This is a genomic window from Micromonospora parastrephiae (assembly GCF_016802865.1).
GTDB lineage: Bacteria > Actinomycetota > Actinomycetes > Mycobacteriales > Micromonosporaceae > Micromonospora > Micromonospora parastrephiae.
On the sequence record NZ_JAEVHM010000166.1, the window covers coordinates 1 to 12,835 of the forward strand.

The following is a 12,835-nucleotide window of genomic DNA, read 5'->3' on the forward strand; positions in this document are numbered from 1 at the left end:
GTCAGCCCGGCGGGGCCGGGCGGAGCCGCCTCGGCGTGGTGGGCCGGAGCCTGACTACCGGGGCCAGCGGCCCGGCCGGCGGCGTGACGAGGATGCGCCCGTCGACCCGTACGGGCAGCACCCGGGGCGCGGCCGCCGGGGCGACCGCTACTGACGCTGCGAGAACCGACGGCACGGCCCGGAGGCAGCCGCGGGTGGGCGCCGTGGGCACCCACCCGGGGACGGCTCAGATCCGGCGCAGCACGGCCACGACCCGGCCCATGATGGTGGCGTCGTCACCGGGGATCGGGTCGAAGGCCGGGTTCTGTGGCATCAGCCAGACGTGCCCGTCGCGGTGCCGGTAGGTCTTGACGGTCGCCTCGCCGTCGAGCATCGCGGCCACGATCTCGCCGGAGTCGGCGGTCGGCTGCTGGCGGACGACCACCCAGTCGCCGTCGCAGATCGCCGCGTCGAGCATCGAGTCGCCCTTGACCTGGAGCATGAAGACCTCGCCCTCGCCCACCAGTTCGCGGGGGAGCGGGAAGATGTCCTCCACGGCCTGCTCGGCGAGGATCGGCCCACCGGCGGCGATCCGGCCGAGCATCGGCACGTACGCCGGCGTCGGCCGCTGCGCGCGGGTCAACTCGTCGTCGATGGCCTCGCTCGGGGCGCGGACGTCCACCGCGCGCGGCCGGTTGGGGTCGCGGCGCAGGAAGCCCTTCTTCTCCAGCTCCTTGAGCTGGTAGGCGACGCTGGACGGCGACACCAGACCGACCGCCTCGCCGATCTCCCGCACGCTCGGCGGGTAGCCGTGCCGCTCCACCCAGGTGCGGATGAACTCCAGGATGCGCCGCTGGCGGGCGGTCAGGTCGACCGTCGCCGGGTCGGGGAAGGCGCTGACCACCGGGGTGACCGGGCGCACGGCGGGCTGACCCGTCCGGCTGCGCGCGGCGCTGCGGCGTCGGGTGGCCGGGGGGCCCGCCTCGGTGATGTGCTGCGGGCTCTTCGGCCGGCTGGCCCGGTCCTCGGTCACGTCCGTCCTCCCTGGTCGGCGCTGGGTGCCTCGTCGGCTCGTGGTGCGTGCGGTGGTGCCACGTTGTTCCTGACCGTATAGGTGAGATCGGTCATTTTCAAACATCTGTACGACCTCTCACCGGCGTGTCGGGGTGAAAAACCACTCCGGTCGTACGGATGTTCTGATAAATGGTACGTCGGATAGCACGGGTGTTCGATCGTGGACCGTTTTCCAACTCGCTTCGGCCGGTCGGCCGGTAACCCGGGCCGGGTGCCGACGTTGGGTCTTCCGGCGGCGGGTTGCGCCCGGATGACCGGATGGTCCGTGACGCGCCGGACAGGCCCGCCAACTTGACCCGGGTTCCCGAGCGACATACGGTCGACCCCTAGATGTAGTAGTGACACGGGCGTAAGTTGCCTACAGGTTGGGTCCGACTACCGACCGCACTCCCGTAAGGTTGATCACGGCGGGCGCCATGAGCACGTGGTGCCGCCGTGGCGAGCCGTGCCCGGGTGCGTCCGGTTCGGCGTGGTTGATCATGATTAGGAGGTGGGCGATGCGGTGTCCGTACTGCCGGCACGCTGACTCCCGCGTGGTCGACTCACGGGAGGCCGACGACGGCCAGCTCATCCGACGGCGACGGTCCTGCCCGGAGTGCGGCAAGCGGTTCACGACCGTCGAGGAGGCGGTCCTCGCTGTCGTCAAGCGCAGCGGGGTGACCGAGCCGTTCAGCCGTACGAAGATCATCGGCGGGGTGCGCAAGGCGTGCCAGGGGCGCCCGGTGGACGACGACTCACTCGCACTGCTCGCGCAGCGTGTGGAGGAGACGGTCCGGGCCAAGGGGGCCGCCGAGATCCCCAGCCACGAGGTGGGCCTGGCGATCCTGGGCCCGCTGCGTGACCTGGACGAGATCGCCTACCTGCGGTTCGCCAGCGTCTACCGCTCCTTCGACTCGCTGGCCGACTTCGAACGCGAGATCGAGACGTTGCGGGCCGCGGCGCGCGCCCGGGAGCAGGGCCGGGCCGACGCGGTCGAGGCCGCCGGCCGTACCAACTGAATCTGCACAGTTTTTCGAGCGATTGGGACGCGCGGTGGGTGACCGCGCAGACGAGGGGGGCGACGGCGTGACAACTAGCCGTTCACGAAACAAGGCAGGCGCGGGGCTGAAGATCGAGCGGGTGTGGACGACGGAGGGGGTCCACCCGTACGACGAGGTCACCTGGGAGCGCCGTGACGTCGTGATGACGAACTGGCGGGACGGCTCGATCAACTTCGAGCAGCGCGGTGTGGAGTTCCCGGAGTCGTGGAGCGTCAACGCGGCGAACATCGTGACCACGAAGTACTTCCGGGGGGCGGTGGGGACCCCGGAGCGGGAGTGGTCGCTCAAGCAGCTGATCGACCGGGTGGTCACCACCTACCGCACCGCGGGTGAGGAGTACGGCTACTTCGCCAGCCCGGCGGACGCCGAGGTCTTCGCCCACGAGCTGACCTGGATGCTGCTGCACCAGGTGTTCAGCTTCAACTCGCCGGTCTGGTTCAACGTCGGTACGCCGTCGCCGCAGCAGGTCAGCGCCTGCTTCATCCTGGCCGTGGACGACTCGATGGACTCGATCCTCGACTGGTACAAGGAGGAGGGGCTGATCTTCAAGGGCGGCTCCGGCTCCGGCGTCAACCTGTCGCGGATCCGCTCGTCGAAGGAGCTGCTCTCCTCCGGTGGCACCGCCTCCGGCCCGGTCAGCTTCATGCGTGGCGCGGACGCCTCCGCCGGCACCATCAAGTCCGGTGGCGCGACCCGCCGCGCGGCCAAGATGGTCATCCTCGACGTGGACCACCCGGACGTCGAGGAGTTCGTGGTCACGAAGGCGCGCGAGGAGGACAAGATCCGCGCGCTGCGGGACGCCGGGTTCGACATGGACCTCGGTGGCTCCGACATCGTCAGCGTGCAGTACCAGAACGCCAACAACTCGGTCCGGGTCTCCGACGAGTTCATGTCGGCGGTGGAGAACGACGGGGGGTTCGACCTGCGCAGCCGGCTGGACGGCTCGACGATCGACACGGTCGACGCCAAGAAGCTGTTCCGCACCATCTCCCAGGCCGCGTGGGAGTGCGCCGACCCCGGCCTGCAGTACGACGACACGATCAACGACTGGCACACCTGCCCGGAGACCGGCCGGATCACCGCGTCGAACCCGTGCTCGGAGTACCTGCACCTGGACAACTCCTCGTGCAACCTGGCCTCGTTGAACCTCATGAAGTTCCTCCGCGCCGACGGTGGCTTCGAGGTGGAGAAGTTCGTCAAGTCCGTCGAGCTGGTCATCACCGCGATGGACATCTCGATCTGCTTCGCCGACTTCCCGACCGAGAAGATCGGTGAGACGTCCCGCGCCTACCGGCAGCTCGGCATCGGCTACGCCAACCTGGGCGCGCTGCTGATGGCCACCGGCCAGCCGTACGACTCGGAGCAGGGGCGCTCGGTCGCCGCGTCGATCACGTCCCTGATGACCGGCACCGCGTACCGCCGTTCGGCCGAGCTGGCCGGCGTCGTCGGCCCGTACGACGGCTACGCCCGCAACGCCGAGCCGCACAAGCGGGTCATGCGCAAGCACGCCGCCGCGAACGACGAGATCAAGCCCACCAGCCCGGTGGCCACCGCGATCGTCCGCGAGGCGACCAGGCAGTGGACCCAGGGCAACAAGATCGGTGACAGGTTCGGCTGGCGGAACTCGCAGGCGAGCGTCCTCGCGCCGACCGGCACCATCGGTTTCATGATGGACTGCGACACGACCGGCGTGGAGCCGGACCTGGCGCTGGTCAAGTTCAAGAAGCTGGTCGGCGGCGGTTCGATGCAGATCGTCAACCAGACGGTGCCGCGCGCCCTGCGCAGCCTCGGCTACCCCGAGGAGCAGGTCGAGGCGATCGTCGAGCACATCGCCGACCACGGCCACGTGGTGGACGCCCCCGGCCTCAAGCCGGAGCACTACGCGGTCTTCGACTGCGCGATGGGTGAGCGGTCGATCGCCCCGATGGGTCACGTGCGGATGATGGCGGCGATCCAGCCGTTCGTCTCCGGCGCCATCTCCAAGACGGTCAACATGCCGGAGGCGGCCACCGTCGAGGACGTCGAGAAGATCTACTTCGAGGGCTGGAAGCTCGGCCTGAAGGCGCTGGCGATCTACCGGGACAACTGCAAGGTCGGCCAGCCGCTCTCGGTGGCGAAGTCCAACAAGGCCACCGAGCCGGCCGCCGTCGAGACCGCAGCTGCCGCGCCCGCCGCGGTGGAGAAGGTCATCGAGTACCGGCCGGTGCGCAAGCGCCTGCCGAAGAAGCGTCCGTCCGAGACGGTCAGCTTCTCCGTCGGTGGCGCCGAGGGCTACCTCACCGCGTCGTCCTACCCGGACGACGGCCTCGGCGAGGTCTTCCTCAAGATGTCCAAGCAGGGCTCCACCCTGGCCGGCGTGATGGACGCCTTCTCGGTGGCCATCAGCATCGGTCTGCAGTACGGCGTGCCGCTGGAGACGTTCGTCAGCAAGTTCACCAACATGCGCTTCGAGCCGGCCGGCATGACCGACGACCCGGACGTGCGCATGGCGGCCTCGGTGATGGACTACATCTTCCGTCGCCTGGCGCTGGACTTCCTGCCCTACGAGCGCCGCGCCGAGCTGGGCATCTTCACCGCCAGCGAGCGGGCCGCCCAGCTGCGGGCCGAGGCCGACGCGGAAGCCGCCGGGGTCACCGGCGCGGAACTCACCGCGATGGCGTCCTCGGCACCGGTGGAGGCCCCGGCCAAGCCGGAGGCCGTCGCCCAGCCGGCTCAGGAGATGGCCGAGGTGGCCGCCGCCAAGCCGGCTCCGAACGTGGGCTCCAGCACCGAACTGCTGGAGGCCGTGATCGGCAAGGCCGCCGACGCACCGCTCTGCTTCACCTGCGGTACGAAGATGCGCCCGGCCGGTAGCTGCTACGTCTGCGAGGGCTGCGGCTCCACCAGCGGTTGCAGCTGACGTACGCGAAACGCGGCGCTGCCCCGGCCTTCCTCATCGGAGGTCGGGGCAGCGCTGTTTCCCCGGTCCTCGTCAGGCCCGCCGGCCCTCGCCCCTGCCGAGGTCCGCTGGTGCCGCCGAGAGGGTGGTCCCGCACGCGGGGTCGCCTGTTGAACGGCAGCGCGGCGCTGTGGGCGCTGATCGGTGGCTGGAGCGTCTGGACGCTCGCCCGTCGCCGCCCCGCTCGGCTGCCGCGATGGGTTCCGATGACGCTCGCGTTCGCCGCCTCGGGGTCGTTGTTCGCCTGGGGCGGCTGGAAGCTACCGATGACCATCATCCGGCCGGAGGGCTACGTGGCCGCCGAGTATCCCGTCGTAGCCGTCCTCCAGCACACCCTGAGCATCATCGCGGGTCTCGCCCTGCTGGTCACCATTCTGTCCGTCACCATTCTGTCCGTCGCCTCCGCCCCGCGGGAGGGCCGTCAGGGCTGGGCGAACAGCGGCCCGTAGTTCGACCGAAACATCTGCTCGCCGAAGCGGCGCAGCACCGTGTCGCGCAGCAGCGGCGGGAGACCGGTGGCCTTGTCCCGGCGGTGGGTCTGGCCGAGCACCCAGTCGGTACGCGGGCGGCGCCGCGTTTCGTAGTCACGCAACGCGTCGGCCACAGAATCGGCGGTGGCCAACGCCGAAGCGAGCACGACGGCATCCTCCAGGGCCATCGCCGCGCCCTGGGCCATGTTCGGGGAGGTGGCGTGAGCGGCGTCGCCGATCAGCAGCACCGGTCCCCGCGACCAGGAGTCGAGCACCACCTGCTGGTTCGGTCCGGCGTGCAGGGTGCTGTCGTCGTGGTCGAGGGCCTTGAGCATGGTGGCGGCCGGCTCGGTGAACGTCGCCGCCAGCTCGTCGCGCCAGGCGGGCCGGTCGGCCACCGGGCCGTCGTTGTAGTAGCAGTACGTCTGCTCGGCGCTGATCGGGATCGTCAGGAACTGCTTGGCGCGTCCCACCTGCACCGACCAGACCGGCTCGGCGTCGATGCGGGGAGCGACCCACCGGTAGGCGTACTGGCCGAGGTCGCGTGCCTGCCGGCCGTCGAAGGCGAGCCGGCGGACCGTCGAGTTCACTCCGTCGGCGCCGATCACGAGGTCGTACCGTCCGGTGCTGCCGTCGCCGAACCCGACGGCGACCAGGTCACCCTCCCGGACGACGGCGACCGGCTGGCAACCCCAGCGGATCGGGACGTCGCCGACGCCGGTGCGCAGCGCCCGGTGCAGCTGCGCCCGGGGCAGCGACACGCACGGCCCGACGCCCTGCCACAGGGCGGCCACGTCGATGTCGAAGAGGCGTCGCCCGTGCTGGTTGGCGCTGCGCTGCCGCGTGATCTCCACGGCGACGTCCGCGACCGGCTCCCGCAGGCCGAGCGCGTCGAGCATGCGCGTGGCGTTGCCGGTGAGGTAGATGCCGGTGCCGGAGTCGGTCGCCGCCGGTGCTCGCTCGACCACGTCGATCGTCGCGCCCCAACTCCGCAGCGCGGCCACCGTCGCCAGCCCGGCCACACCACCGCCGACGATCAGTACCCGGACACCGTCACCCCGCACGACAACTTCCTCCCGTTGCTCCCGCCGGCTGAGCTGCTGCTCAACGGTCCGGCCGCCGCAGCACTCTACGAGGTGGGTGAGGCAGAGCACGGGAACGGGGGGCTGAATTGTCGGCGAAGCGCTGCGACGATCAGGCCATGACAACCGCCGACGCGTACGTGGAGTTCGGCAGCCGCGACGCCCACGACGTCTCACCCGCGTACGAGCGGCTGTCGTACGCCGTGGCCCACGACGACGCCCTGCTCGCCCTGCGCGCCACGTCGGCGCGGCGGCTCGTCGGGCTCCGGCACCCAACCGGGTTCCGTGCGGGGTGCGGGGGAGACCGGTGGCGCGCCCGGGTATCCCCGGTCCCGCTCGGCTGGCTCGTGGCGGGACGGCGACTGTCGTACGGCTCGGTCGCGGGCTGGTCGCGGTGCCAGGCGGCCTCGCGGGCCGGTGCGCGCTCGTCGCTGGGGCGCCGGTCGGACCAGGCGGTCCGTCGGTCCGGTTCGGCGGAGCGCCGGTCGTCGCGCCGGGGCGGCTCGGGCAGTGGCCGCCGGTACGGCTCGTGGTCGTAGGGGCGGGCGTCGGCGGAGCGGCCGTGGCCGGACGCCTCGACGGGGACGCTCGTCGCCACGGGGGCGGCCGTAGCCCTGTTCCTCGTCGGACCAGGGACCGTACGGGTCCTGGTCGGACGGGGCTTCGTCGGCCCACGACCGGCCGAGGTAGGTGCCGTCGGGGCGGGTGGGCGCCAGTGGTGGCACCTCGGTGCGGCCGACCACGGTTGCCCGGCCGCGTGGCGGCGGGGGCGGTTGGTGGGACGTCCCGATGTCGCCGGGGTAGCGCTGGCCGGGGAACTGGGGATGCCACTCGGTGGTCGGTTCGACCATCCAGGACGGTTCGTTCGGGTCCCGCCACCGGTCGGTGTAGCGGCCGCTCATCCGCCGAGCCCGTCGCCACACCCGGCCGCTCGGCCGATCTCCGCCGGAGGGGGGCCGTCCGCGTCCGTGCCCCGGTGACCGCCGGGCGTCCGGTCGCCGCCTGCCACGCCTCGGTGGCCGGCTCGCGTCCGCTCGCTCACGGCGATGTCACCTCGTTGCAAATTGTCGCGCTGGGACCTCGCGTGCCGGTCCACGTCGCCCGTCCCGGCAGGGCGTGGCTGCGGATGGAGGGTAACGGCGTGGGCTCTCTCACCGCCACTGTGGCACCGCCCACCGGCGCAAACGTTATCCCATAGTTTCGGACATTTGGTCCTATAACCGAATCTGGTTTCCGACGATACCCCAACCCCCGGCCCGCGGCTCGGGCGGTACGGCCACCCGAGGATCAGGGATGCTCCATGACGAGTACGGCGACGGTGCCGGGAAGCAGCGCCTCGTAGCGGTGCGGCGCGTCGCCGGGGAACGCGGCGTAGTCGCCGGGGCTGATTTCGACGGGGCCCGACTCGGGGCCCACCCGCAGCCGTCCGGCGGCGAGCACCACGTGTTCGACGCTGCGCGGGGTGTGCGCGTCGGCGGTCCGGATCGCGCCGGGCTCCAGCTTGATCAGGTAGATGTCCCGACGCAGGTGCGCCGCGCCGGCGCTGAGCAGGGTGCCGGTGAAGTCGGCCTGCTCGGAGCGGACCTGCGGCCCCTCGCCGGCCCGGATCACCCGCACGTCGTCCGCGGCCGGCTCCACCAGTCGACTCAGTGGTACGCCGAGCGCCACACTGAGCGCCCACAGCGTCTCCATGCTCGGGTTGCCGGTCGCCGATTCCAGTTGGGAGAGGGTGGACTTGGCGACCCCGGCCCGGCGAGCGAGCTCGGTCAGTGAGATGCCGACCCGTTCCCGTTCCCGACGCAGGGCACCGGCGATGGTGGCGAGCGGACCGGCCGGCTCAGGAGGCATGGCTGTGCTCCAGGGATCAGTGTTCGTTGCACCGGACAGCGGCGACCTGTTCACCAGGGTGAACTACGCGTACGGTACAACGAACAACCGGGTCCCGGATGCTTCGTGACGTGCTTGCCCGATGCCGCTCGTCGCGGCGTGGGGGCTCAGACCTTGTCGCCGAGCTTCACCTGGGGAGCCGGAGCGCGCATCCGCCGGAAGGTGATCGACCGCATCACCGCGTACAGGTAGAGCGAGCCCATCCGCTGGTCGGTCCTCGGGAAACGCTCGCGGACCAGCTTGCCGATCTTGCGGCAGATCAGCACCGAGTCGACGACCACGCCCAACGCCAGCGCGCCCCAGAGCACGTTGGAGATCAGCCGGACCAGCGGCGGCATCGCCGCGTTCGACCCGATCAGCACGATCAGCGCCCCGCCGAAGAACCAGGTGCCGACGGTACGCCGGGAGTCGACCACGTTGCGCGCCAACAGCCGCTCCGGGCCCCGGTCGCGGGGACCACCCTCACGGCGGAACTCCGACGCGGCCTCGGCACGCAACTGGCGGCGGCGCTCCCGCTCCTCCTCCTTGGTCAGAGGACGGCTGGGGCCGGCCGGGCGACGCCCGACGGTCGGCCGCTTCGGCGTCTCCCGACCCTTGGCCGGGGTGTAGCCCCGGGACCGCTCGGCGGTCTCCTCGGGGGTCACCGAGGTGACGGCCTCGTCGACGAGGTCGGTGGACTTGCGGCGAAAGAGCGACGGCACGCGGCAAGGGTAGCCAACGGGCCGCGCCCGGTGCACATCGCGGTGCACCGGCGACGGCTCCAGGTCGCGGCGCGGCAGTAGACGCGGCGAGCTGGAGCCGTCGTAGCGCGAACAGCAGGTGGTCGAGGTTACGGACGCTCGGCGTGCGCGCCCAGGTCGGCGAGCTTCGCCTCGAAGTCCTCGTAGCCCCGGTTGATCAGGTCGACGCCGTACACCCGGGAGGTGCCCTCGGCCGCGAGCGCCGCGATCAGATGGCTGAAGCCGGCCCGCAGGTCGGGGATGACCAGGTCGGCGGCGTGCAGCTTGCTCGGCCCGGCGATCACCGCCGAGTGCTTGAAGTTGCGCCGACCGAAGCGGCACGGGGTGCCACCGAGGCAGTCCCGGTAGACCTGGATGTTGGCGCCCATCGAGTTCAGTGCCTCGGTGTAGCCCAGCCGCTGCTCGTAGACCGTCTCGTGGACGATCGACAGGCCGCGGGCCTGGGTCAGCGCCACGACCAGGGGCTGCTGCCAGTCGGTCATGAAGCCGGGGTGCACGTCGGTCTCCAGCGCCACCGCGTTCAGCTCGCCACCCGGGTGCCAGAAGCGGATACCGCCCTCCTGGCCCGGGTCGCCCAGCTTCGGCGCACGGGCGTCGGTGACCTCGTACTCGCCGCCGACCGACCGGAAGATGTTCAGGAAGGTCATCATGTCGGCCTGCTGCGCGCCGAGCACCTCGACGTGACCCCGGGTGGCCAGGGCGGCGGCCGCCCAGCTCGCCGCCTCGATCCGGTCCGGGATCGGCCGGTGGGTGTAGCCGTGCAGCTTCGGCACGCCCTGGATCTCGATCACCCGGTCGGTGTGCACCTTGATGATCGCGCCCATCTTCTGCAGGATGCAGATCAGGTCGATGATCTCCGGCTCCACCGCGGCGTTGCGCAGTTCGGTGACGCCCTCGGCCATCACCGCGGTCAGCAGCACCTGCTCGGTGGCGCCGACACTCGGGTACGGCAGGGCGAACTTGGTGCCGTGCAGACCGTTCGGCGCGGACAGGTGCAGACCCTCGGGCCGCTTGTCGACCGTCGCGCCGAACTCCCGCAGCGCCTGCAGGTGGAAGTCGATCGGCCGCGGGCCGATGTGGCAGCCGCCCAGGTCCGGGATGAACGCGTGCCCGAGCCGGTGCAGCAGCGGGCCGCAGAACAGGATCGGGATCCGGCTCGAGCCGGCGTGCACGTTGATCTGGTCGGTGCTGGCGCTTTCCACGTTCGCGGGGTCGAAGACGAGCTCGCCGTCCTCGGCGCCGTCGGTCACCTTGACGCCGTGCAGACCGAGCAGACCCCGGACCACCTCGACGTCGCGGATCTTCGGCACGTCGAACAGCCGGCTCGGGCTGTCGCCGAGCAACGCGGCGACCATCGCCTTCGAAACCAGGTTCTTCGCGCCGCGCACGCGGATCCGCCCTTCAAGCGGAGTTCCTCCGTGCACGACCAGGACGTCGTCGGTCAACGCAACCTCCAGCGCGTCGGTGCTGCTGTGTTGATGGTGGGGAGCGTGAACCTTCTCGCTACCCCGGATGCGGCCATATCGAAACGGCCCGCTTGCGTCGTCGCTCCGGCAGCATAGCCCTCGGTGACGAAAAAGGACTCGGTCAGACCGGCGTGTGTGGCATTAATTCGGTGATCCGGCACTTTTGCGTACCAAGGGCGCTACGGATCGTGATCAGGCTGCGGTCGGCGGCGGAGTGTCCGCGCCGGGCAGGGCGAGCATCTGGTCCAGCGCCACCCGGGCGTGGTGGGCGGTGTCGGAGTCCACCGTGATCTGGTTGACCACCCGACCCGCGACCAGCTCCTCGAGCGCCCAGACCAGGTGCGGCAGGTCGATCCGGTTCATCGTCGAGCAGTAGCAGACGGCCTTGTCCAGGAACATGACCTGCTTGTCCGGGTGGGCCAGCGCCAACCGGCGTACCAGGTTCAGCTCCGTGCCGAGCGCCCACGCCGAGCCGGCCGGCGCCGCCTCGATGGTCTTGATGATGTACTCGGTCGAGCCCAGGTAGTCGGCGGCGGTGACCACCTCGTGCCGGCACTCCGGGTGGACCAGCACGTTGACCCCGGGCACCCGCTCCCGCACGTCGTTGACGCTCTCCAGGGTGAACCGGCCGTGCACCGAGCAGTGCCCCCGCCAGAGGATCATCTTGGCGTCGCGCAGCTGCTCCGGCGTGAGCCCGCCACCGGGCTTGTGCGGGTCGTAGAGCACACAGTCGTCCAGCGACAGGCCCATCTCCAGCACCGCCGTGTTGCGGCCCAGGTGCTGGTCGGGCAGGAAGAGCACCTTCGACCCCTGCTCGAACGCCCAGTCCAGGGCGCGCTTGGCGTTCGACGAGGTGCAGACCACGCCACCGTTGCGGCCGACGAAGCCCTTGATGTCGGCCGAGGAGTTCATGTACGTCACCGGGACGGTCTCACCGGCGATGCCCAGCTCGGCCAGCGTGTCCCAGGCGGCCTCGACCTGACCAAGCACGGCCATGTCCGCCATCGAACAGCCGGCCGCCAGGTCCGGCAGGATCACCCGCTGGGAGTCCGTGGTGAGGATGTCGGCGCTCTCGGCCATGAAGTGCACGCCGCAGAAGACGATGTACTCCGCGTCCGGACGGGCCGCCGCCTCCCGGGCCAGCTTGAACGAGTCACCGGTCACGTCCGCGAACTGGATCACCTCGTCGCGCTGGTAGTGGTGCCCCAGCACGAAGACCTTGCTGCCCAGCTTCGCCTTCGCCGCCGTGGCGCGAGCCACCAGATCCGGATCGCTGGGCGCCGGCAGGTCGCCCGGACACTCGACGCCGCGCTCGGTGTCGGGGTCGCTGCCCCGGCCGAGCAGCAGCAGAGCCGTCGCCGTGTTGGAGGGTTCCACCCAGGTCGAAGTCACGTCGTCCATGGTCCCACAGCAGGAGCGCGGCACCGCGTCCGTCGGTGTGGGCTGCCACACTGCTCGGCATGCGCGTGCTGCTCTGCCCGGACAAGTTCGCCGGGACCCTGCCCGCACCGGAGGTGGCCGCCGCGGTGGCCGCCGGTTGGCGTTCCGTCGCCGACGGTGACGATCTGCTGATCCGGCCCCTCGCCGACGGCGGGCCGGGCTTCGTGGAGGTGCTGGCCGAGGCCCTCGGCGGCCGGCGCGTGCCGGTGCCGACGGTCGACCCGCTGGGCCGGCCGGCGGCCGGTGAGATCCTGCTCACCGCCGACGGCACGACCGCCTACCTGGAGAGCGCCCAGGCGTGTGGGCTGCACCTGCTCGCCCCGGCCGAACGCGACCCGAAGACCACCACCTCGTACGGGCTGGGCCTGCTCGTGGCCGCCGCGGTGGAGAGCGCGCCCGGACGTGGTGATCGGGCTGGGCGGCTCGGGCACCAACGACGCCGGCGCCGGCATGCTCGCCGCCCTGGGCGTGACCCCCCTCGACGCCACGGGTGCCGCGCTGCCGTACGGCGGGGCGGCGTTGGCCCTGGTCGACGCCCTCGACGGCGCGCCCCGGCTGCGCGACGCGCGGCTGGTCGCCGCCACCGACGTGGACAACCCGCTGCTCGGCCTGCACGGCGCGAGCAACGTGTTCGGCCCACAGAAGGGCGCCGACCGCGCCGACGTCCTGCTGCTCGACGCCGCGCTGGAGCGCTTCGCGGCCGTGTTGGAACGGGATCT

Annotated in this window: 10 protein-coding genes and 1 pseudogene; 5 read left to right on the forward strand and 6 right to left on the reverse strand. The window is 71.1% G+C overall.

Going from position 1 to position 12,835, the window contains the following annotated elements:
* Nucleotides 1-226 precede the first annotated feature (226 nt).
* Nucleotides 227-1,012 carry a transcriptional repressor LexA gene (lexA, locus tag JNW91_RS24630; protein ID WP_203177784.1) on the reverse strand — a complete coding sequence of 262 codons (786 nt, stop codon included), beginning with the start codon at nucleotides 1,010-1,012 and terminating at the stop codon, nucleotides 227-229.
* Nucleotides 1,013-1,550: 538 nt separating this feature from the next.
* On the opposite strand from lexA, the gene nrdR reads away from it, so the two are divergent.
* From nrdR to JNW91_RS24645, 3 genes are all read left to right on the forward strand, one after another.
* Complete coding sequence (gene nrdR / locus JNW91_RS24635) at nucleotides 1,551-2,051, forward strand: transcriptional regulator NrdR (RefSeq protein ID WP_030337372.1); 501 nt, start codon at nucleotides 1,551-1,553, stop codon at nucleotides 2,049-2,051.
* 34 nt (nucleotides 2,052-2,085) lie between these two features.
* Nucleotides 2,086-4,992 (forward strand): vitamin B12-dependent ribonucleotide reductase, encoded by a 2,907-nt coding sequence (locus JNW91_RS24640; protein WP_203177785.1) that lies wholly within the window; start codon nucleotides 2,086-2,088, stop codon nucleotides 4,990-4,992.
* Nucleotides 4,993-5,141: 149 nt separating this feature from the next.
* Complete coding sequence (locus JNW91_RS24645) at nucleotides 5,142-5,480, forward strand: hypothetical protein (protein ID WP_203177786.1); 339 nt, start codon at nucleotides 5,142-5,144, stop codon at nucleotides 5,478-5,480.
* Here the strand turns inward: JNW91_RS24645 and JNW91_RS24650 are convergent.
* Nucleotides 5,453-6,565: an FAD-dependent monooxygenase gene (locus JNW91_RS24650; protein WP_309244477.1), complete on the reverse strand. Its 1,113-nt coding sequence runs from the start codon at nucleotides 6,563-6,565 to the stop codon at nucleotides 5,453-5,455. The genes JNW91_RS24645 and JNW91_RS24650 overlap by 28 nt on opposite strands.
* 137 nt (nucleotides 6,566-6,702) lie before the next feature.
* Here JNW91_RS24650 and JNW91_RS34065 point away from each other — a divergent pair, with 137 nt between their 5' ends.
* Entirely contained in the window at nucleotides 6,703-7,122 is a 420-nt protein-coding gene (locus JNW91_RS34065) for a hypothetical protein (protein ID WP_203177787.1), read from the forward strand.
* A gap of 748 nt (nucleotides 7,123-7,870) precedes the next feature.
* Here the strand turns inward: JNW91_RS34065 and JNW91_RS24660 are convergent.
* From JNW91_RS24660 to nadA, 4 genes are all read right to left on the reverse strand, one after another.
* The gene (locus JNW91_RS24660) at nucleotides 7,871-8,431 is read right to left on the reverse strand and encodes a helix-turn-helix domain-containing protein (RefSeq protein ID WP_203177788.1); all 561 of its coding nucleotides are present in this window, start codon (nucleotides 8,429-8,431) and stop codon (nucleotides 7,871-7,873) included.
* 146 nt (nucleotides 8,432-8,577) lie between these two features.
* Complete coding sequence (locus JNW91_RS24665; protein ID WP_203177789.1) at nucleotides 8,578-9,171, reverse strand: DUF3043 domain-containing protein; 594 nt, start codon at nucleotides 9,169-9,171, stop codon at nucleotides 8,578-8,580.
* 128 nt (nucleotides 9,172-9,299) lie between these two features.
* The gene (gene murA / locus JNW91_RS24670; RefSeq protein ID WP_203177790.1) at nucleotides 9,300-10,655 is read right to left on the reverse strand and encodes a UDP-N-acetylglucosamine 1-carboxyvinyltransferase; all 1,356 of its coding nucleotides are present in this window, start codon (nucleotides 10,653-10,655) and stop codon (nucleotides 9,300-9,302) included.
* A gap of 213 nt (nucleotides 10,656-10,868) precedes the next feature.
* Nucleotides 10,869-12,068, reverse strand: coding sequence for a quinolinate synthase NadA (nadA, locus tag JNW91_RS24675; protein WP_203177791.1), 1,200 nt, complete (start codon nucleotides 12,066-12,068; stop codon nucleotides 10,869-10,871).
* 68 nt (nucleotides 12,069-12,136) lie between these two features.
* Here nadA and JNW91_RS24680 point away from each other — a divergent pair.
* Nucleotides 12,137-12,835 (forward strand): annotated as a pseudogene (locus JNW91_RS24680) (glycerate kinase); the annotation flags it as partial.

Excerpts from the sequence above, each read along its gene's own strand:
- nrdR (WP_030337372.1), top strand. The coding sequence starts at position 1,551 with ATGCGGTGTCCGTACTGCCGGCACGCTGACTCCCGCGTGGTCGACTCA.
- JNW91_RS34065 (WP_203177787.1), top strand. The coding sequence starts at position 6,703 with ATGACAACCGCCGACGCGTACGTGGAGTTCGGCAGCCGCGACGCCCAC.
- JNW91_RS24660 (WP_203177788.1), bottom strand. The coding sequence starts at position 8,431 with ATGCCTCCTGAGCCGGCCGGTCCGCTCGCCACCATCGCCGGTGCCCTG.